The following is a 21,189-nucleotide window of genomic DNA, read 5'->3' on the forward strand; positions in this document are numbered from 1 at the left end:
AGCATAACTTCTTATTCGGTGACAAGTATGGAGATTATAACGCTGCTGAAGGGGAAACCATTGGATTCTACAAGGCTATAGTTATTTGCTCTTGTTTACACCTTATGTCATGATAGTAGAAATAAATCGCCCTATTTCTCATCTGGATAGAGCTGAGCGTACCCGAGTATTATCGCAGGAACAACGGAAGTAATGGCCAAACCAAAAATGCTAATGCCACTAAATGTGTGGATAACCATCCCTGCTATAACTAGGGCGTATTCAGTTGCATCTGAATTGTCTTTTATATTCGGAACTATACACGATATGGACCTAAGATGAATGTATAAATAAAGGACACCTCCAATGATTCCAGTAGCAGCGAACATTCGGATATAGCTGGTATGTGGCCCCATTCCTTTCAAAAATGAGGGGGCAAGATAAGGTCTCATGGCATCGGGTACGTTTCCGATTCCCCATCCGATAAGGGGTCGATCCAGAAACGCGTGATATGCTGCAGTCCAAAGTTCAACACGATTGTTGAAGTCAATACTCTGGATCAATTCTGGGCCAGGGATAATGCCGAATTTGATAAGGACAATAGTTGGCGCAGACACTAGGCCAAGGTAGGTTGTGATGTGCAAGGTCTCTTGACCCGCTATACAATAAATCCCTACGACTGTAACACCGGCTATTAGAGCAAGTATGGCTGCGCGACTCTGAGAAAAATAGACTCCTGAAGAATTTATAATAAAAAGCAACAAGGATAAGATGGATCTGTCGAAAAAGTACTCCCACATTGCTGCTAGTGCACCGAAGACAGCTATAGCTCCCATGGCATTCGGGTTGTCAAAAATTGACATGAGTCCGTAAAGCGGGATGGGAAAACCTGGGGGTTTTGAGTGGTGATATGCGTGAATTGGGCCAAACGGTCCGAGGACTATTGCTGGAAGTCCAATGAGAGTGGAAACTGCAGTTAGACGTGACAGAACCCCATAATAATTATACTTAGGTACTACTACAGGTATTAAAAATAAATTAATTACTGATATTGGTATAAAGACAAGAAGTCGAAGGATAGATGCAGTTGATGGTAACAAGAGAACTCCAAGTATAAAAATAAAACACAACGTAATTAGTGTAATCACGGCCAACCGATCGCCCTTGATTTCCGGTCTATTAAACAGAATGAAAGAAAGAGTGAGTACGACATATCCGATTATTGCCAGAATATAACTTGTCCATCGTCCAATACCTGATTCTGTGAGTAGTAGAAGTAAGACAAATGTCCAGAGCGCGAATTGATCAAAAGACCAGTGACCTAAAATATTGATCCGATTGAGATTGGGTTGACTATTTGTACTCAAGTCAGTCTGAATCGGGTATTATAGGGGCATAGTCTTTTCGGGTTCTGTACCTGTGGCAGATTCCCTTTAAGATGGTTTTATATACCCGGTAGCAAGCGCTACCGAAGTCGTTATATCATGTGTTTTGGTTATGACCAGTCGTGACTCGTGCAGCGATATTAGTGAATGAAATCACGTCTACTTCAATTCCAGTTGAGATAGCAACTAAAGTCCACTTAGACACCAGTATAGATGTTGTGCTAGTTTCATACTATGATAATTCAATTGATGACTTAGATCCCGATGTTAGGCAATTGGATGTGCCTATGGTGAAACTGGGCGCCAAATCACGTCTTGATTTTAAATCCTATTGGGATCTTCGCCAGCTCTGTTCAAAGAATGTGGATATATTACATACTCACCACAACTCAACTGGATCTCTTGGAAGGATGGCAATACTTGGCACTGGTACCAAAATAATCAACACCGAGCATAATGATCATAGATTCTTCTCCCATTTACAAAAGGCAACTAATTCAATTAGCTATCCCATTGTAGACACTATGGTTTATAACTCGCAAAATACAAAGACATCAACAGGACTATACGAAAAGATATTATCGGTGCAATCAAAGAGTGAAGTCATATACAACGGCATTGATATTGGTCGAATAGATGATGCTAGAAAATCGCCAGTTGAGGTCCCCGATGGTCCAGTAATAACTACCGTTGGAAGACTAGTTGAGCAAAAAAATCACAAAACGCTACTACAGGCTTTTAAACTGATTGTAAATCAATATCCTGAAACTACACTCCTCATTGTTGGAGATGGTCCCTTATATGACGAACTCCGATCGTTGTCAAACGAACTTGGAATACAGGACTCAGTAGTTTTCACGGGTTATCTCCCACGCCGTGAAGATGTCTATAATGTATTAAAGAATTCTACTATCGGAGTTTTTCCGTCTTGGTATGAAGGATTTTGTGTTGCAGCAGTTGAAGCGATGGCAACTGGTCTTCCCGTGGTAGTCAGCGATCTCGATGTACTCCATGAAGTCGTCGGAGATCCAGCTATATTTGCCGATCCAAGCGATCCAGTCTCTTTTGAAATAGCGATCAAAGATCTACTACAGAGTCCCGAAAGAAGAGAAAGATTAGGTAGAAAAGCTAAGGACAGAGCTCGCTCTACTTTCTCACTCGAGGACACCGTCCGTGAATATTATAGTGTCTATAGAGAGATGGCTGAAACGTCGAACCAATGACTAGCACTATTATCCTCGGACTCGACGGTGCTACATGGTCTATTCTTACTCCTCTTCTAAATAGTGGGGATTTACCAGAACTCCAATCACTCATCGATGACGGACAGGCGGATAGTCTCAAAAGTACGTTCCCACCGATAACAGCCCCAGCCTGGCTGTCAATGGCGACCGGACAGAATCCCGGGAAGACGGGGGTCTTCTATTTCCTCAACCGTGACGATCCGGATTCATTCGACTTCGAGTCGCTCGGTTCGGACTCGTTTCACGGACAGAGCTTCTGGGATGTCCTCACCGCCCGCAATCATAGCGTTGGTGTGTTCAACTTTCCGATGCTGTATCCGCCATACGACCTCGGTGAGGAAGGATTCATGGTGAGCGGGCTCGGATCACCCGGCGATGACACGATTTCCGATCCGGACGGTCTCAAACGCGAACTCGATGAGGTGACCGGCGGATACGAAGTAAAGGTGCCGTACGCCGACCCGAAGTACCAGAATAGGCCCGGCCAGCTGGCGTCCGACCTCCACGAGATGCTCGAAAAGCGAGAAGCAGCCATGACGTACCTTCTGGAAGAGAAACGTCCCGATGTGTTCTTCGGCGTCGTGAGCGTCACCGACTGGGCCCAGCACTACTTCTGGCGATACCATGACTCCGACCACGAGCTGCACGACCCCAGCGCCGACGAGGAACACAAAAAAGCACTCACACGCCTGTGGGAGCGCGTTGACGATACCGTTGGAGCAATCGCAGACTTCGCCGAACGAGAGGACGCTAACTTGCTGATCGTCTCCGATCACGGATTCGGTCCGGTCAATCAGACATTCTACTCCAATAGCTGGCTTGAACAGAAGGGCTTCCGGACACCCGCTGAAACGTCGTCCGTCCAAGCGCTTCGAACACGCTACTTCCCGTACCTCCGTCGGATCGCAGAGCCGATCGTCTCCGCAGTACCGCAACTCAACAACCTAGCAAAGTCAGTCGGGAAGTCTATTAGGGGGTCTCCGGGCGACGACATCGACTGGGATCGCAGTACCGTCTTCGCTCCGCGCCAGAATCTCACCTGCGGGATGCTCTACATGCTCTCGGAGGATCCGGACGATAGGGAAGCCGTAATCGACGCCCTCGAAGGCCTTACTGACGACGATGGACAGCCCCTCGAAGTAGATGTCTTCCGGCCTGAAGATCGCTATCACGGGCCGAAGACTGATCTAGCACCGGATATCCTGTTCACAGTCGAGGACTTCGAGTGTGCCGTCGATCCGCGTCACACCACCGACGACGGACATCTCGTTAGTGGCCCCCCATCGGCGGCCCGGAGCGGTGGCCACCGAATGGAAGGAATCTACGTCGCTGCCGGTCCCGATATCGAGTCAGGTGACGGTATACCGGCCAGCATATTCGACATCGCCCCGACGCTGCTATACGCTGCCGACGAGCCGATTCCCAATGTGATGGACGGTGAACCGCTGACCGACCTGTTCACCTCGAACTTCCGGGACGAGCGGTCGATCAGAAGGCAATCCCTCTCTCGCTTAGTGGGAAGCGGAGAGACGAGCGCTGAACGGGATACCGATGCAGTACAGGATCGGTTGGAAGACCTCGGATACATATGAACGTCGTCCTCGTCGTCATGGACACCGCACGAGCGGACGTCCTGGAATCCGTACTGTCGTCTCCTGCTACCTTCACCGGGACACAGACGAAGGGTGGCACTTACTTCAACCAGTCCTTCGCGTCTGCGCCGTGGACGCTCCCATCTCACGCTTCTCTGTTCACCGGAACGACACCTTCGAAACACGGTGCCCACGCAGGCCACAAACACCTCAGTAACCACCACGCAACGCTGGCGGAAATCCTCGCAAACGAGGGGTACGAGACCGTCGCCGTCTCGAACAACACCTGGATCAGCGAGGAGTTCGGCTTCGACCAGGGATTCAAGACGTTCTACAAGACGTGGCAGTACGTCCAGTCCGAGACTGACCTCGGGCGGGTCGCCCGCCAAGAAGAGGGGATCGACAAACTCAGGAAAGGGCTCAGAGCGCTGTTCGACGGCAATCCGGTTACGAACTTCGCGAACGCGGTTTACGGACAGTTCTTCAGGAAAACAGAAGACGACGGTGCCGCCCGTACGAACGAGTGGATCGAAGACTGGCTGGCGAGCAGGGACGATATGCGTCCGTTCTTCCTGTTCGTCAACTATCTCGAACCACACCTCGAGTACCGGCCCCCGAGGGACCGCGCGATCGAACACCTCCCCGACGATGTCACTTACGAGGAAGCGATGGACGTTCCACAGGACGCATGGGACTACATCGCCGGGACAGTCGAGATGACGGGGAAAGATTTCGAGATCCTCCGTTCACTCTACCGGGCAGAGATTTCGTACGTCCATGAGCGGGTTGAGGGCGTCGTCGAGATGCTCAAAGGCGCTGACGAATGGGAGGACACCCTGCTCGTCGTCACTGGAGATCATGGAGAGAACATCGGCGAGCACGGTCTAATGGATCACCAGTACGCTCTCTATGACACCCTCCTTCACGTTCCGTTGTTCGTCCACGGCGGCCCCTTCGGAGGCGGGGAAATCGACGACATCGTGCAACTCATCGACATCCCACCGACGATCCTCGACGTCCTCGACGTCGACGCGCCGGACGCTCGCGAGCAGTTTCAGGGGATTTCTTTCCACCCCGATGCCGGAGAGACACGTGAACACGCAATATCGGAGTATCTGGCCCCACAGCCGTCGATGGACGCGATCGAAGAACGGGTCGGGGAACTCCCAAACGACGTTCGCGAGTACGACCGTTCGCTCAGAGCGATCCGCACGGGGGAGTACAAGTACATCCGCGGGTCCGACGGTTCGGAGGAACTCTACGACGTCCGGAACGATCCGGACGAAACGGACGACGTCGCGGATACGCATGACGACATCGTCGACGAACTAGCCGCTCAACTAGATGAGTGGCTCACCTCATTCAATCACGCGGATACTGCCGACAATGTATCGATGAACGAGGATACGAAGGCTCGGCTCGAGGACCTCGGCTATCTACAGTAATTCCCGTAGGATTTCCGTCGTCTCTTCCGCTGTCTCTCGCCATTGGAATCGCTCCACGACCGTCCTACATCCGTTCTCCCCGAGGGTATCGGCCTCGTCGAGGACTCGCCGCAGTGCAGCCGCATATCTGTTGATGTCGCCGACCGGTACCGTCTCCCCGCCTTTCTGCACAATCGGCGCCGTATGTTTTAAGTAACTCGACACCACTGGAACCCCGGACGCGAACGCCTCCAGCACGGTCCGCGGTAACCCTTCAGCCCGACTGGGCAACACCAACGCATTGCCGGAACGATACACTGCGGGCATTTCGTCGTAGGGGACCTGTCCCAGAAACGTCACAGTGCTCTCGTCGGCCATCGATTCAAGTTCGCCTCGCAATGGACCGTCCCCGACGACGTAGAGGTGGACATCCATCTCCTCGGACAACTGCGACACTGCCTGTATCGCGTCCTGTGGTCGCTTTCCGTCCACCAACCGTCCTACGAACAGCACCACCGGCCCATCGTGCTTAATCAAGTCACTTTCCTCACCGTCGGGTGTGAACCGCTCCGTATCGACCCCATTCGGGACGACTTCGATGCGCGAGTTCACACCGAACTCCTGGACGCGTTCCCGGTCCTCGTCGGTATAACAGAACATTACGTCTGCTTGATTAAACGTCCACCGCCCTAGACTCCGAAGGTACAGATCAAACAACCATTCGGGGGCGTTTTGCGAGTACAACCCGTGGTTCGTAATTGCCAGTGGAACGTCGCCTAGCCGCCGCTTCAGTGCAGCCAGGTTCGTCGAGAAGTATAGGTGCGAGTGGGCGTGGATCATGTCGAACCCGGAGGCATCCCGGAGATGCCGCGCCACGCCGGCCGATATCTCGTTCCCAAGCAACTTGACTGTCGGCGACCGACGCACCACGGTGTATCCGTCCCGCTCCTCACGTCGGGGTAAGCTCTCGTCATCGGATACGGTCAGTACGGTCACGTCGTGGCCCATCGCAGCCTGGTCCCGGCTCATCGCGTGGACGTGATAGGTCCCGCCGCCGGGAACTTCGGGATAGAGGTTCTGTGCGACACGGAGAATGCGCATTCTTAGCGCTCCAGAGTCGAGGATATCGTCCGACTACGCTCGTGTCTCGACAATGCCCGGCCCTCGTTGGCGAGTACTCGCATCACGGAGTCCGAGTTTAGCGTCCGTAAAAAGTCTCCCGCGTTCGATCGGCTTTCAGACTTCCAGTTCGGCCAAACAACTTCTTCCTGGCGGACTGGAAAGGCGAGGTCAGTTTCAGTCCTGCGGCTCGCTGTGCACTTCCCCCGCTCTGCTCGGTCCAGTGCTTGTATCACTGGGGTTCCCGGAACTGGCTGATGCCTTTCATCACCTAAGTTCCCGTCAGTACCCCCTCTTAGACGGAGTCTTGATGTCGGAACATCTCACCCACACCACCGCCGCGTATGTAATAGAGTAAGAGAAAGCCGGTTGGTTGTAATCTTACCACCCCCGATTACATACGCGATGTAGGATTATCTATCGATAGAGGGAGTAACGGCGGTATCTGCATTCTAACTCTTGATACTGACCTATTTACATACGGGGCAATGGCCCGGATATTTTATTGCGTAGTAGAATGAGTTCGATATAATGCCAAGTGACGACAATCGCGATCCTCTCTTTCGGTACGACGATCCGATCTTCGTCGACGAGGACATGCTGAAGATATCACATATCCCGCAACCGGATCGCATCGTCGGTCGTGACGAGCAGATGCAAAAAGTAGTGCGTGCCCTCAACCCGGCGATTATGGGCAGCGAGCCGACGAATCTACTCATCTTCGGAAAGACTGGAACGGGGAAGTCACTCATCTCCAGAGCCGTCACCGAACGGATGCAAGCGGAGGCCGAGCGCAACGATACCACGGTCGAATCAGTCTTCATCGACTGCGGAGAGCACACAACCGAGGTGTCCGTCGTCAAGCAAATCGCAAGCGCCCTCAACAAACCTATCTCGGGCGTCTCCGTTCCCAAATCCGGCATCTCCCAATCGGACTACTACGAGCGGCTCTGGCGCATCCTCAACACGTGCTGTGACGTCGCGGTGATCATCCTCGACGAGATCGACATGCTGGCCGACGACGAGGTCCTCAGAAAGCTCTCGCGGGCCGGCGAAAACAAGCACGTCTCGACGCCGATCGGCATCATCGGCGTCTCAAACAAGATCGACTACCCCGACGAGCTCTCTGAGCGGGTGCAGTCGAGTTTCAACCGCGACGAACTCGTCTTTCCAGCCTACGACGCCGACCAGCTCATCGAGATTCTCGAACACCGCCGCGACGCCTTCAAGGAGGGCGTCCTCGACGACGGTGCGATACCACTCACCGCTGCGCTCGCCGCGCAAGATCACGGCGACGCCAGGAAGGCGATCGACATTCTCCGGAACGCCGGTCGAATCGCTCGCGACGAGGAGTCCACAACAGTCACGGAGGAACACGTCCGTGCGGCCCAGTCGAAGACGGAGGCGGATCGCTTCGACGAACTGGTGAATGGCGCCCCGCTCCAGGCGAAGTTGATCATCCTCACGCTCGCCCGGTTGCACCGCGAGAGCGAACAGAACGAGTTCGTTACGGAAACAATCTACAAGACGTATCGACAACTGGCCGAACAGATCGACGTGGAACCCCGATCCGAACGCCGGGTTCAGGAGATTCTTCAGGAACAGGACTTCCTGAACGTGATTCAATCCGATCGTCGCGGTAGAGGACGCGGCAAGGGCGTCGCCTCCTATCACCGCCTCCTCGAGGACGTGAATATCGTCGAGCACGTGCTAAATCGCGATGGTCGGCTTCGGGAGCTCGTCGATACGGAGTGACCGCCTTTTTGAAGAGGTGAGGAAAAAGCTCTATGCTGTACTGTAGCCTAAAAGAGAATCTATGGCAGTCACTTTGTGACCCCGCTTTAGCCCCCCGTTACATCCGCGACGGTGGTGTGTGGTCCGGATTTTCCAGTAACGAATACACGCTAGTGATCGCGGGTACACCTCTACTACAGAGTACATACGGGTTCACCAGTTTCTCTGTGTTCTCACAACGATGAAACTGATCTCGTTCAATTACATTCGCGACGGCAGTGTGTCTATCCCGAACCGTCCTAGAAGCATGCTGACAATACCATACCGCCGTCGCGAATGAAACTGACCGTTCCGAAGTTCGTCTGTGACTGCGGCGTTCCACGGTCATAGATTTCAGATCCCGAAGCTACTGACACGGGATTTCGCCTCGCTAGTTAGATACGCGACAGTGGTATGTACCTGCGCAACTCTTGATTCTAGTTTCTGGACAATCAATGGAGAGGCGCGCCAGAGCCAGGTAAATCGTGAACCGTTGCTCACAGACCGATTTCAGCTGCTGCGGGGACGTGGGGGTATTTCCCATTTAGTTGTACCGTCACTCTCTGGTCAATCTAGCCAAGTTAGGTAACGGGCCGATGGTTTTTTCGTCGGAGTTCGACAGCTACTAGGCAGCCATCGACGCGACTGGTGGTGGCACGGTCATTATCGACCACACCAAAGTGGAGAGTCTGATAACAATCGGCCAGAATGCCGATAATGCCGGCCTGACGGTCTGGCAGCCTGATTCAAGCAACTACATCGACCAGGACGGCGACAACGACATGTTCCGCGTGGTCAAGGACGGGAGCGAACCAGCAGAAATCCCCGGCGTGGCTTTCATCAACATCCACATCACGAACACCGACTACGCCGAGGCCGACATTCTCGACAACTCGGCCATCGGATTCGGGCCGGGACGAACGTCGCCAGCGAACGCCTGGCGCCTAAATCGCGACGGAGGCACGGCTTGGCTTCGAGGTTGGCGGTTCATCAACTGTGAAGCGTGGAACCTCCAGGGTGGCGGCATCCAGTTCCGAGGCCGTGAGAGCGGTACCATCGTCCGAGGCTTCTCCTCGATGAAGGGTCGACTGGCGTTCGACGGCATCAATATCAGCGACGGCCTCGGGGCTGCAGACGAGGATAACGCTGGCAAGGAATCACTGGTTGCCGACTGCACGCTCGGATGGAACGGACGACACAACTACTGTGTTGCTGGAGATGGGTACCAGGATGTTCGTTTCCAGAACGTCTACGGCGAGGGCGCATACCGCGGTGGCATCGACATCGAACCTGGCGGAGATGTGTATGTCGATGCGACCCTCGTGAACCCTGGCCGAGCAGCGAGCGGGAACATCGACGCGGGCCTCTCGGTCAGTTCCCGCTCGCAGGGCAACGTCAGCGGGCGGGTCGAGGTACGCAATCCCTGCTCTATTGAATCCGGAGACGGCGAGCGGATAGCGTCGCTGTGAAGGTCGAAGCGAAGCGGAGAGAGGAAATGTGCCTAAACTCCTCTTCCGCTTCGTTAAGCAAGCGGCGTCGCTAGCTCAAAAGCGCTGTGCTGCCAGCCCCACGGCGGTGGTGAGCGACCCGGCTGGCAACGGATTTGCTGGCTGGAAGCATCTCACGCTGCATTTTCTGCGGGTTCATATGAGCGCGAGCTACGCGGAAATCGTCGATTGGGCCAGTGAGATGGATCGGGTGCGCGCAGTCTTGCAGTTGGCCCGCTTCGAGTTCCCGGCACCCTCGACGCTGTGGCGGTCATTCGAGCGGGTGCCGACACGCATTTGGCGCCAACTGCTCGGCCGGTCGGCAACCCGCTGCGATCCAGGCGATCACGGCGCGCTGGATGCCACGTTTATCGACCGCCAGGCGGCATCCAGCCACTACGTTGCACGGTCGGATCGCGACATACAGACGCTGAAAACGACGGCGCTGGTCGATACAGAATCGTGTGCCGTCCTCGACGTCCACTGCTCGGCACACTGGCCCCACGATACCCAGGTGGGCCGTCAGGTAGCGCTACGCAACACTGAGAAAATCGAGAGTCTCGCCGGTGACAAAGGCTACGACGATCAGTCGCTGCGGGACGCACTCCGTTCAGATGGCGTCCGGCCAGTGATCAAACACCGGTTGTTCGCCCACTACGACCACGCACATAACGCACGGTTGGACAGCGACCTCTACGGGCAGCGTTGGATGGCCGAGAGTGCATTCTCGGCCATCAAGCGTCGATACGGCTCCGCTGTCAGGCCGGGCATCTGGTACAGAGAGTTTCGTGAACTCGTGCTCACCGCCGCAGTCTATAATCTCGAACAAGCAATCAAGGAGTGATCCCTACGCCGTCTGTGGATTCAATAGAGCACAATCCCAGTTACCACGCCGTGAATATCTCTACCGGGCACAACGATCTGACAGTGGTTTACTCTGCGCCCGTAGGAACTCAATCGGCCGCACACCCTGTGAACCTCAACGGGTCCGCATCCAATCATATCACATAGTGTCGGACGGTGGCGGTGCTACCAGCGGCGTTATCGATCTGGACTCTGTGGACGGGGTACAACTCACTGGAACCATCAAGGAGCCGGGACCCGGTGTGCGGGTGTTCTGCGGCGGGAACCACACTGTCGACGTGACAGTGGTTGACCCCGTCCAAGGTGGCACAGGCCTCTCGGACGAATTCCGTTCTTACATCTATATGAACGCTCAGACTGGTCCTGATTCGCTTGATGATATGCACATTAAGTTAACGGGAGCGACAGTCTGGGAACATCTACGACGGCGTGCAGTCCGTCTCCGGCGGGTACAGCAACATCCGAGTTGAGGGTAATTACTACTGGTCGAATAGCGCCTATTACGTTGCTCAAAGTGGCGAGCCGGTCGTGGCCGATGTGGCTGGGACCAGTCGAGTCATGAATGGATACACATAAGTAACCAACTTAGAAAACGCTCTCTGCCAGATGAAATTCAAACGGATCGTGACTATTCTCGGGCCTTCTTTTGCACTATTACCTTTGTTGGCTGCGCCAATGCCGACGATGAACAGCCATCCCGCCGTAGAGATTGCCGGATACTACCAATCACTCAGCTTGGTTCGTGACGGATTTGTTTCGTACACTTACCTGACGCCACTTGAAAGCTATAGTGCGCTCCACCTCCACAGCATTTTGAGTTCTCCACTTCTTGCCCTGGGATATACAGCAGCGGGCCGAGTGGTTAGCTTGGTTGCAGCTGTCATTGCTGCATTTCTGGTCTACCAGCTGGCTACTCGATTCATTGGAGAACAAATGGCTCTCCTCGCACCCGCATTCCTCTGGCTCAACCCGGTATATGTCCGGCTTTCAGGGCGTTGGTGGCCCGAAACTCTAGGAATTGCACTCACAGTGGGCGTTCTCTATACTGGATTACGATACCTCGAAACAAATGATAAGCAATGGTATGTGTGTTCTCTCATCCTACTTGTACTCGGTGTCACAAACCACATGTGGGAAGCATCGATTGCTCTCCCACTGTTTATCGCATTCCTCTGGAGCAACGAGTATATGGAAGCAACTGGAGTAGGGATAACGACACTTGTTGCTGTGGGTTTGACCTGGTGGATCACCCACTTACAACCCTCCGGGGCCAGTACACTGACGCATTTTGGTGTTCATAACGATCCCAGCATACTCCTGTCACTGGACTGGTGGAACTATATTACTAAATTCCCGATCCACCCGCTACCCATCGCCCGCACTTTCTTACTTCCGATAGCAATTTTACTACTGATCTACTGTGTCTGGCGTCTCACAACGGACCGTAATCTAGAGATGGCAATTCTTGTGGCATGGCTTTTCAGTGGTATTCTAATTCCAATTGGCCTTCCTCTTGGGGCTGATAACCATCTATACTATCTTTGGGCTATTCTCGCACCGTTCTCTATTGGGATCAGTCTCATCATCTCAGAGATCATGCCTGCGGACCACCCTGATCTCATCCCTACCTTTTCAATAACATTGGCCTCTATTTGTACTATCGCTGCCATGTATATCCTCGTTTTTGAGGCTGCAATGCTCGGCGGCACATCAGTTCCAATCGCTGGTTCCGTAGACAGTCCCCTAACTGGTTCAATCGACGGCATTGAGCAGGGAGAAGCAAAAACTGCTGGCATCGAACTGCGAGAATACGATATCGAACATGCTCAAGATATCGTCTTCGTGGGTGATTGGGGGCAGGAACAGGCTACGCAGTATCACCATACTCCTGCGGTGAGCCGGGTCTTGATATATAGTAACGTCCTCATCAGAGACCGAGGGTTGACAGAGAATCAAGGGCCACAGTTTGCAGAAAACGAGAATGGTCTTGTTGGATGTGAAGTGATGGTAATTCGGGACGGTACCAGAATTACTACCAAAGCCTGCTGAAATCTTCTGAACAGATAGCGTTCGCCCTACACGCCGTGTTCGTGGAAGCGGTGCAGGTCGAGTTCGACAGGCAGGTCGTCGAAGTCGTCGTCAGCTCCGGCGACGAGCGTCGCATCGCGTTCGCTGGCGAGCGCAACGGCGTACGCGTCCGCGAGCGAGATGGTCCCATCAGCCTTCACTTCGGCTGCCAGTCGCCAGTCGGCCGGCTCGATGCGCAGTCCTCGCCGTTCGAGCGCGCGGGTGTCCCGGTCAGCGACCCGCAGAGAGGATTCGGTCGGAGTGTCGTCGACGCCTTCGAACCGGGCGACGAGGTAGAACACTTCGCTGGCGTTCGTCTCAGCGAGGAATCCAGCAGACTCGCCCGCAAAGACCTCGTCGAGAAGCGTCGCGACGGTCTCGTGACCGGGTTCGTTGTAGAGGAAGGCGATGATGGCCTCAGTGTCGAAGACGTACCCGCTGCTCATTCGTCTTCTGACGGACGGAACCGTTCAGCTCGCTCCGCTTCCCGACGCCTCTCTTCGTCTTTCAGCTCACGAACCCGCTCCAACACCTCGCCGCGTTCGTGTTCTCCGGCGTGGATCCCGTGAAGGTCGTCCGGCGACGGAACCGGCTCGATGACGATGCGGCCCTGCTCTTCGTAGACGAACACCTCGCCCGGCGTCTCGATCCCGAACTTCTCCCGGAGCCCCTTCGGAATCGTGGCCTGCCCCCTCTGGGACACGCGTACCACTTTTGGTTCGTCTGTACTACTTGTCACTACTAGTAGTACCTGTTGATCTCTGTATTACTAAAGCTATTGCAGTCAACCGATTTGCGACATATACTGATCCACGATGGCACCATGTATTGGTGAATCGAAATCAAGTACACATCGAGGAGTACCCCGGCGTTCCTCGAACGCCGTTTCATTCGCGACGGCGGTGTGTCTCTGGGCGGCTCGAGACTCCGACCAGTGTATCGTGACGACACCGGCTCGACAAGTCTTATTGCATATCGCATACAACTCGCTACTAGAGATGGCGACGAAAGAAGCGAACTGGGCGACCCCGCTCGACACCGGCGGCGAGGCGTTCGAGCTGCTGGGGAACGCCCGCAAAGCGTGGATCTATACCTATCTTCGGCATCATCCGGGGGCGACGATTCAGGAGATCGTCGAGACGCTCGATCAGCCCGAACGAACGGTCTACGACTACGTCGAGGACCTCGAAGACGCGAGGTTCGTCGAGCAGTCGAACGACGGACGACCTGCGGAGTACGTCGCTCACGAGATCGAACTGCAACTAGTCGAAGGCGACGCCGAGCGACGGATCACGCCGGAGTTGATCGAGGCGATTGCGCGTCGGATCCGGGACGACGACGTGGACGCGTACATCGACCGTCACGGGCTTGACGGGCTCGCCGTCGCACTCGACTACGCTCGCGAATACGTCGACGGATCGGTGACGCATCAGATCATGGCGCGTGAGCGAGATATCTCGTCCGTGGAAGCGGGCGTCATTCTCGATGCGCTTCGGCCCGTCGTCGAGGGCTGATCCGGTATGGGGGGTGACAGAGACGTCATCTTCGTCGATTCTTCGGTACTCATCAGTTGTGGACGACGTGAGAGCACGCGATTTCAGGCGTTAGCCCGGGAAGCCCGACAGCGCGATGTCGTCTTCCGCCTCTCACCACAGGTGTACGCCGAGGTGAGTGGCGATCCTCTACCCGCGGAGTATTCGTCCGGCAGTTCCGCCGTCGACGAGGCTCTCCAGGAGGGCTGGATGAAGGTCACTGAAAGTCCATCGTATTCGCAGTCGGAGGTCTCGAGGGTGATGGACCAGGCACGCAGTTTCATTGCGACGACCAGCGATCGGTCGGAGGACGTCGTCGAGAAAACGGACACGGAGATCGTTGGTCTGGCTCTCGAAACGCTCGCCAATGGCACCGCTGACCGAGTCACAGTTGTGACAAACGACATCCCCCTCGGGAAAGCAGCGGCGTCATTAATTCCGCAGTACGGATTCGACGACGAGCAAATCACCTGGCTTACCGGTGGTGAACTCGCCGACGAACTCGCTTCGGATTTCGTTCCCGAATTCGATTGATACGGGAACACACCGGTAGAATATAGCTCCAGACCGGGACTATAGTAGACATTGAAACTATTTACACATCGAGAGGCACCCCGGGTGCCCCTCGAGTGTGTCAGTGCCTTCAATGTCTACTATAGGACGAATCGTTCCGGTCCACTCGAAATAGGATCTGCTCCTTCAGTCGGATTCATCCAGCGTTCACGGGCCACTGAAACGCCCGTCGACTCTCTGGAGAGAGCGCTCTCTGATCAACGATACGTTTCCAGGGAGAGACTGTCAGTGTTCTCGAAGTGTCGGACGCTACTTGCCCGTTTAGCCGCCAAGATTCAGACGGCTACCCAGCCGACCCCTGGCGGATGAAAGGGCGAGTGCAGTTGCGGGAACCCGGACCCCGCAAGCACCCACTGGAGCGCAGCGCGGGTCCCGGGACCGCAACTGCACGAGGGCTTTCAGTGCAACCGATCCTGATCGTGCAGTCGCTTTGCTGACCACTACCAGCCGATCCCCACGACAAGATATTTACCGCAGCCCGTTTACTCAGAAAGTGAGTAACCAATGACGATCCTCATCACGGGAGCAGACGGCTACATCGGCTGGCCGACCACGCTCCGCATCGCGAACCGCACGGACGACCGAGTGATCGCAGTCGACAACTTCGCCCGACGGGACTGGGTCGAGGAGGTCGGCTCCACGAGTGCCACGCCCATAGCAGACCCACAAGAACGCCTCGAAGCCGCCAAAGAGGTCCACGACGTCCACAACGTCTCCTTCGTCGAGGGCGACCTCGTCGAGAAGGACGTCGTCGAGGAGCTCCTCGACGTCCACGAACCGGACGCCGTCGTCCACGCCGCCGCCCAACCCTCCGCACCGTACTCCCAGATCAACGGCGAGCGCGCTAACTACACCCAGCACAACAACCTTCAGGCCACGCGGAACCTCCTGTGGGGCCTCGAAGAGAACGACCTCACGGACACGCACTTCATAGAAACCACGACGACGGGCGTCTACGGCGCGCCGGAGTTCCCCATTCCGGAAGGTGGCGCGACGATGGAGAACCAGGGTGAACAGGATAGTGTGCCATTCCCTGCCATGGCAGGGTCATGGTATCATCTGACGAAATCGCACGACGCGGCCAACATGCGCCTGGCCCATCAGCAGTTCGACGTCCCGGTCTCGGACGTCCGAACGGCGATCACCTACGGGACTGAAACCGAAGAAACCAGAGCGGACGACCGCCTCAAGACCCGCTTCGACTTCGACTACTACTTCGGTACGGTCGCGCACCGCTTCTGCGCGCAGGCCGTCGCGGGCTACCCGGTCACGGTCTACGGCAAGGGCGAACAGCGCAAGCCCTTCATCTCCCTCGAGGACGCCGTCGAGGGTCTCGCACAGCTCGCACTCACTGACCCCGACGAGCGCCCGGACGACCTGACCGTCTACAACCAGGTCACGCGGGCCATCTCCATCGTCGAGGCCGCGGAGACCATCGCCGACGTGGGCTCGGAGTTCGACCTCGACGTCGCGGTCGAGCACTTCGAGAACCCCCGCGACGAGGACGAGACCCACAAGATGGAGATCGAGAACGACCGCTACGACGACCTCATCGGCGGCCAGGACCAGTCCTTCGAGGCGGGCGTCCGGGACGTCTTCGAGACGCTGACGCGCTACGACGACACCATCGCGGCCCACGAGGACCGCTTCCTGCCGGGCGTGCTCGACGACTGGGAGGCCGAGGAGTAGCACCCGATGACCAAGGACGTCCTGGTCACGGGCGCCTGCGGGTACATCGGGAGCGCGCTGCTCCCCCGGCTGCGCGACGACGACCGCGTCGACCGCGTGGTCGTCCTCGACAGCCTCGACTCCGGGTCCCCGCGAGCCCTCCTCGGGACGCTCGGCGACGCCCTGGCGTTCCGGAACGGCGACGTCCGCGAGTACGGCGACGTCGAGAGCGCCGCGCGGGACGTCGACGCGGTGATCCACCTCGCGGCTATCACGGGCGCGGCCAGCACGCACGACCGCCGCGAGGAGACCTTCGCGGTCAACCTGGACGGCACGGAGAATGTCCTGAAGGCCGCGGGCAAGTTCGGCGTCGACGACGTCGTGCTGGCCTCCTCGTGCAACGTCTACGGCCGCGCCACGAGCCGGGACATCGACGAGACCGTCGAGCCGGACCCGATCAACCCCTACGCGGAGACCAAGCTACGGGCCGAGTCCCTGCTGGCGGAGTACTGCGAGGACCACGACATGCGCGGGACGGCCCTGCGGATGAGCACCAACTACGGCTTCTCGCCGGGCGTCCGGTTCAACCTCGTGGTGAACTACTTCGTCTTCCGCGCACTCACCGGCCGCGCGCTGACCGTCTATGGCGACGGCTCGAACTGGCGGCCGTTCGTCCACGTCGAGGACGCCGCCCGCGCCTACCAGCAGGCCGCCCTCGCGCCCGAGGACTGGCCGCAGCTGGTCTACAACGTCGGCAGCAACGACGCCAACTACCGCATCGAGGAGATCGCAAATATCGTCCGCGAGGAGGTCGGCCCCGTCGACCTCACCTACCTGGAGGACGAACACCCCGGCCCCTCCTACCACGTCAACTTCGACCGCCTGGACGACACCGGCTTCGAGACCGAGTGGACGCTCGAGGAGGGCGTCCGCGACCTCGCGGAGCAGTTCACCGACCCGCAGCGACACCGGAGACAGCGGGAGGTTCACGAATGACAGCAACGACAGACACCACGAACGCGCGCGTCGCCGTCACCGGCGCAGCAGGCTACATCGGGAGTCGCGTCGTGCGCGAACTGCAGGAGGCCCATCCCGACTGGGAGATCACGGCTCTGGACAACTTCTACCGGGGCAAGGTCCGGTCGATCGGGGACCTCGACATCGACCACGTCGACATCCGCAACCGCGACCGGCTCGAAGAGGCCCTCGACGGCGCGGATGTCGTCATGCACCTGGCCGCGATCAGCGGCGTCGACGACTGCGAGGAGAACTCGGACCTCGCCTACGAGGTCAACGTCGAGGGGACGAACAACGTCGCCTGGTTCTGTCGGAAGACCGGTGCCGCCCTCGTCTTCCCCTTCTCGATGGCCGTCCTCGGCGACCCGCAGGAGTTCCCCATCACGGTCGACCAGCCGCGCGACCCCATGAACTGGTACGGCCGGACGAAGCTCCTCTCCGAGCGAGCCATCGAGGACTTCGCCGACGGGGCCTTCCCCGCGCACCTCTACATGATCTCCAACCTCTACGGCTCCCACGCGGTCGACGGCACCGCGGTCTCGAAGGGGACGGTCATCAACTTCTTCGTCGACCGGGCCCGCGCCGGCGAGGACCTGACCGTCTACGAGCCCGGCACGCAGTCGCGCAACTTCGTCCACGTGATCGACGTGGCCCGGGCCTACGTCCGTAGCGCCGAACGGCTCGTCGAGCAACTCGAGGCCGGCGAGACCGGCGTCGAGAAGTACGAGGTCGCCAGCGACGAAGACCCGAGCGTCCACACGGTCGCCGAACTCGTGCGCGACGTCGCGGCCGAACAGACTGGCGTCGACGTGGACGTCACCCTGGTCGAGAACCCCCGCGGCGACGACGAGACGCTCGTCGAGTCCTTCACGGTGGACACGACCGAGGCGCGGGAGAAACTGGGCTGGCAACCGGAGCGGAGCGTCGAGGAAACCGTGCGACGGCTACTGTCAGAGTGACATCCTCCGCGCCGTAAACGGCGCGGCTTCCCTTCACAGAGGGAACCCGGCCTGCAACCGGTCGGTTTCAGGACTGACTCTCCTGAGGTCGGCGGGGCGGGTTTCGACCCTCGCTCGGGAGCGTCCTGTGGCCCTGTCACGGGGGCACCCATCCGCCACCGAGTCATTGCCCCGCGGTTTCTCGACAGGGCTCTCTCCGTGGCGGTCGTGCCTTGCGGCACATCCACCGGCCCTGGTCACACCTTCTCGGGGGCAACCCATCACCCGGGCTTGCAGGGCACCGCAGACATGGGTGGAATGCGACCCGGTTCCCGCCGCGTGCCGACGGCGGGAACCGGCGGAACCCGTGTGTGAACTGACGTCGGGGGAAATACTAAACGGTGGGGTTCCAGCCGGCCATAGTCCGGTGGTTTGCGGCATCGAGTGTACGCGATGCACGCCCGCCGTGAACGGCGGGATTCTCTCGCTGTGTCAAGATAGACCGACTGCGCCGGGACGCCTTTCCAATCCGGAACCGTTAAAACTCACCCTCCCATTCGACTATTTGCTACCGCCGCGGGCCGGTGGGGTAGCTTGGTATCCTTCGGCCTTCGGGTGGCCGTAACCGCAGTTCGAATCTGCGCCGGCCCACTTTTCCACACCTTCTGACGACGAGCCGTTGCTGTGCGTCGTAGCACAGCGACGGTCTGAACCGATCTACATAAAAAGCAGGCCGAGGCGGTTCACAGCCGGGGTCAGCGGTTGCAGGGATCGTAATTACAGAATCGAGCAGGAGCACTCCCTGAAGAACTGACCACCGGCCACGATTTCCCCAGTCAATCTAGCGGCGGATCAGCAGTAGAAACCCTAATTCAGTTTCGTACTCTACTCGCAAGCACGGCCACTGCCGTCAAGATGGACGAGGAGACGAAGTCCCACCTCGAAGAGCTACAAGCGGAAATCCGGCTTCGGACCGGTACGAACGTCACTCAGCAGGAGATACTCGAACGACTGGTCGAGGACGCCTACGAGTCCAAATCGGGGTTCGTCGATTCGTTCCGTTCGTCGACCGTTCCGCTGACCGAGGAGGAGAAGGCGGCCATGCGGGACGGCCAGTTCAAGTCAGGCGTCGAGACGGAAGAAGACGACGTGGACGGCGTCCTGTACGGATGACCGTTCTCGTGGACACCGGCGTGCTGTACGCGTATCACGACGAAGATGCGAACCGCCACGAGACGGCCGACGCGGCGCTCGACATCGTATTTGATCGCGAACTCGGACAGCCGTTTATCAGCGACTACGTCTACGACGAGACGGTGACACGAACGCTCAAGCGGACGGGATCGACGACGAACGCTCTCGACGTCGGTCGACGGTTACGGGGTGCCGGATCGTTGCCGGACGTGTACGAGACGCTGTTCGTGACTCCGTCCGTCTTCGATGACACAGTGGATGCCTTCGAGACGTACGACGACCAGCAAATTAGCTTCACTGACGCGACGACAGTCGTCCTCGCTGAGCGTCACGACGTCGATACCGTCCTGAGCTTCGACGACGATTTCGATGGCGTCGTCGATAGGACGGACCCGAAATCGCTCTAGACTGTCGTCCGTACGTCACGGTTTCCTCTCCGATCACGGCTGCTCGACGAACGCCTCGACGACGTCGCCGGGCACGTGGGTCGCGTAGCTCGCGTCGGCGAAGGAGGTCCGGATGTCGGCGGGGCCGACCGACGGGGCCTCGCCGCGGTCGTGGGACTGCTCGCGCGGGGCCTCGCCCGTCGTCAGGCCGACGGCGGTCCCGTCCAGCGTCACCAGCGGGGAGCCGCTGTTCCCCGAGAGGGTCGGGACGGTCGAACGCAGGCCGTAGAAGTCGTGGGTGTCGACGAAGCGCCCGAGCGAGGGGATCCAGTTGCCGACGAAGTTGGGGTGTCCGACCTGCAACAGCGGCTGGTCGCGGGACAGCGACGAGGCGGATCCGGTCGGGAGCGGCCGGCCGTCGGCGTCGGCCGCGAGGACGCTCAGGTCGACGTGCGGGTGTCCGTGGAACTCGCCGTGGATCGAGTCGACGGGGCGGGCCTCGAAGGAGGTGCCGTCGGGACGCCAGCAGGTGAGCCGGTCGGCCTCGCTTGCGCCGTGACCGGTGCTCACTAGCGTCCGGTCGTCGACGAACCACGCCGTCCCGGTCGAGCGGCCGCGGTCGCGGTCGACGACGCTCACCACGACGCTCTTCCTGACCCGGTCGACCAGTCCCTCGGCCCGCTCCAGCGTCGACGCGTCGAATCCAGCGGCGCCGGCGTCGCCTCCCCCTCCGTCCGCTTCTTCCCCCTCCCCGTCCTCCAGTCGCGACTCCAGTTCGTCGATCCTGGTCGCGCGCTCGTCGAGGCGCGCCTCGAGGGCCGCGATGCGCTCGCGCTGCTGCTGAATCTTCTCTCGGAGTTCCTCCCGCGACGCCTCGGCGTCCGGCGTCGCGTCAGTCTCGGCGTCCGACATCGCCTCTCCAGCGTCGTCCAGCGCGGTACACCCGG

The 21,189-nt window shown here is 57.9% G+C and carries 19 protein-coding genes and 1 tRNA gene; 15 read left to right on the forward strand and 5 right to left on the reverse strand.

The features are described 5' to 3' along the window. Positions 1–131: 131 nt before the first annotated feature. Positions 132–1,127: an O-antigen ligase family protein gene (locus LCY71_RS04695; protein ID WP_225335877.1), complete on the reverse strand. Its 996-nt coding sequence runs from the start codon at positions 1,125–1,127 to the stop codon at positions 132–134. A gap of 380 nt (positions 1,128–1,507) precedes the next feature. Here LCY71_RS04695 and LCY71_RS04700 point away from each other — a divergent pair, with 380 nt between their 5' ends. Genes LCY71_RS04700 through LCY71_RS04710 form a run of 3 tightly spaced genes read left to right on the forward strand, consistent with a single transcriptional unit; the run spans position 1,508 to position 5,645 of the window. Then, the gene (locus LCY71_RS04700; RefSeq protein WP_225335211.1) at positions 1,508–2,587 is read left to right on the forward strand and encodes a glycosyltransferase family 4 protein; all 1,080 of its coding nucleotides are present in this window, start codon (positions 1,508–1,510) and stop codon (positions 2,585–2,587) included. Further along, a complete protein-coding gene (locus tag LCY71_RS04705) occupies positions 2,584–4,200 on the forward strand; it encodes an alkaline phosphatase family protein (RefSeq protein ID WP_225335212.1) in 1,617 nt (538 codons plus the stop codon). Before LCY71_RS04700 ends, LCY71_RS04705 begins: the two co-directional genes overlap by 4 nt. Continuing rightward, positions 4,197–5,645: a sulfatase family protein gene (locus LCY71_RS04710; protein ID WP_225335213.1), complete on the forward strand. Its 1,449-nt coding sequence runs from the start codon at positions 4,197–4,199 to the stop codon at positions 5,643–5,645. The genes LCY71_RS04705 and LCY71_RS04710 overlap by 4 nt, the downstream gene beginning before the upstream one ends. On the opposite strand, the gene LCY71_RS04715 is transcribed toward LCY71_RS04710, so the two are convergent. Beyond that, positions 5,637–6,725 carry a glycosyltransferase family 4 protein gene (locus LCY71_RS04715; protein WP_225335214.1) on the reverse strand — a complete coding sequence of 363 codons (1,089 nt, stop codon included), beginning with the start codon at positions 6,723–6,725 and terminating at the stop codon, positions 5,637–5,639. The two genes, LCY71_RS04710 and LCY71_RS04715, sit on opposite strands and share 9 nt — an antisense overlap. Positions 6,726–7,274: 549 nt before the next feature. On the opposite strand from LCY71_RS04715, the gene LCY71_RS04720 reads away from it, so the two are divergent. The 4 genes from LCY71_RS04720 to LCY71_RS04735 all read left to right on the forward strand — a co-directional run bounded on the left by LCY71_RS04720 (position 7,275) and on the right by LCY71_RS04735 (position 12,916). Further along, positions 7,275–8,498 carry a Cdc6/Cdc18 family protein gene (locus LCY71_RS04720; protein ID WP_225335215.1) on the forward strand — a complete coding sequence of 408 codons (1,224 nt, stop codon included), beginning with the start codon at positions 7,275–7,277 and terminating at the stop codon, positions 8,496–8,498. A gap of 698 nt (positions 8,499–9,196) precedes the next feature. Next, entirely contained in the window at positions 9,197–9,985 is a 789-nt protein-coding gene (locus LCY71_RS04725) for a hypothetical protein (protein ID WP_225335216.1), read from the forward strand. A gap of 28 nt (positions 9,986–10,013) precedes the next feature. Continuing rightward, positions 10,014–10,847 (forward strand): IS5 family transposase, encoded by an 834-nt coding sequence (locus LCY71_RS04730; RefSeq protein ID WP_225335217.1) that lies wholly within the window; start codon positions 10,014–10,016, stop codon positions 10,845–10,847. A gap of 626 nt (positions 10,848–11,473) precedes the next feature. Then, positions 11,474–12,916 carry an ArnT family glycosyltransferase gene (locus tag LCY71_RS04735; RefSeq protein ID WP_225335218.1) on the forward strand — a complete coding sequence of 481 codons (1,443 nt, stop codon included), beginning with the start codon at positions 11,474–11,476 and terminating at the stop codon, positions 12,914–12,916. A gap of 26 nt (positions 12,917–12,942) precedes the next feature. Here the strand turns inward: LCY71_RS04735 and LCY71_RS04740 are convergent, their stop codons facing one another. Next, on the reverse strand, positions 12,943–13,380 hold the full coding sequence (locus tag LCY71_RS04740; RefSeq protein WP_225335219.1) for a PIN domain-containing protein: 438 nt from the start codon (positions 13,378–13,380) through the stop codon (positions 12,943–12,945). Continuing rightward, on the reverse strand, positions 13,377–13,673 hold the full coding sequence (locus LCY71_RS04745; protein ID WP_225335220.1) for an AbrB/MazE/SpoVT family DNA-binding domain-containing protein: 297 nt from the start codon (positions 13,671–13,673) through the stop codon (positions 13,377–13,379). Before LCY71_RS04745 ends, LCY71_RS04740 begins: the two co-directional genes overlap by 4 nt. 259 nt (positions 13,674–13,932) lie before the next feature. Here LCY71_RS04745 and LCY71_RS04750 point away from each other — a divergent pair, with 259 nt between their 5' ends. The 8 genes from LCY71_RS04750 (at position 13,933) to LCY71_RS04785 (ending at position 20,263) form a co-directional block, all read left to right on the forward strand. Continuing rightward, a complete protein-coding gene (locus LCY71_RS04750) occupies positions 13,933–14,448 on the forward strand; it encodes a DUF7437 domain-containing protein (protein WP_225335221.1) in 516 nt (171 codons plus the stop codon). 6 nt (positions 14,449–14,454) lie between these two features. Further along, positions 14,455–15,000 (forward strand): PIN domain-containing protein, encoded by a 546-nt coding sequence (locus LCY71_RS04755; RefSeq protein WP_225335222.1) that lies wholly within the window; start codon positions 14,455–14,457, stop codon positions 14,998–15,000. A gap of 543 nt (positions 15,001–15,543) precedes the next feature. Continuing rightward, positions 15,544–16,728 carry an NAD-dependent epimerase/dehydratase family protein gene (locus LCY71_RS04760; protein ID WP_225335223.1) on the forward strand — a complete coding sequence of 395 codons (1,185 nt, stop codon included), beginning with the start codon at positions 15,544–15,546 and terminating at the stop codon, positions 16,726–16,728. Between the two features lie 6 nt (positions 16,729–16,734). Beyond that, complete coding sequence (locus LCY71_RS04765) at positions 16,735–17,703, forward strand: NAD-dependent epimerase/dehydratase family protein (protein WP_225335224.1); 969 nt, start codon at positions 16,735–16,737, stop codon at positions 17,701–17,703. Further along, on the forward strand, positions 17,700–18,683 hold the full coding sequence (locus LCY71_RS04770) for an NAD-dependent epimerase/dehydratase family protein (protein WP_225335225.1): 984 nt from the start codon (positions 17,700–17,702) through the stop codon (positions 18,681–18,683). The genes LCY71_RS04765 and LCY71_RS04770 overlap by 4 nt, the downstream gene beginning before the upstream one ends. A gap of 557 nt (positions 18,684–19,240) precedes the next feature. Beyond that, positions 19,241–19,313, forward strand: a tRNA-Pro gene (locus LCY71_RS04775). A gap of 264 nt (positions 19,314–19,577) precedes the next feature. After that, positions 19,578–19,835, forward strand: coding sequence for a hypothetical protein (locus tag LCY71_RS04780; RefSeq protein ID WP_225335226.1), 258 nt, complete (start codon positions 19,578–19,580; stop codon positions 19,833–19,835). After that, positions 19,832–20,263, forward strand: coding sequence for a type II toxin-antitoxin system VapC family toxin (locus LCY71_RS04785; protein ID WP_225335227.1), 432 nt, complete (start codon positions 19,832–19,834; stop codon positions 20,261–20,263). The genes LCY71_RS04780 and LCY71_RS04785 overlap by 4 nt, the downstream gene beginning before the upstream one ends. 33 nt (positions 20,264–20,296) lie before the next feature. Here LCY71_RS04785 and LCY71_RS04790 read toward each other — a convergent pair whose 3' ends face one another. Continuing rightward, complete coding sequence (locus LCY71_RS04790; RefSeq protein WP_225335228.1) at positions 20,297–21,154, reverse strand: S1 family peptidase; 858 nt, start codon at positions 21,152–21,154, stop codon at positions 20,297–20,299. Between the last annotated feature and the right edge of the window lie 35 nt (positions 21,155–21,189).

The sequence above is a fragment of the Halomicrobium urmianum genome (assembly GCF_020217425.1).
Lineage (GTDB): Archaea > Halobacteriota > Halobacteria > Halobacteriales > Haloarculaceae > Halomicrobium > Halomicrobium urmianum.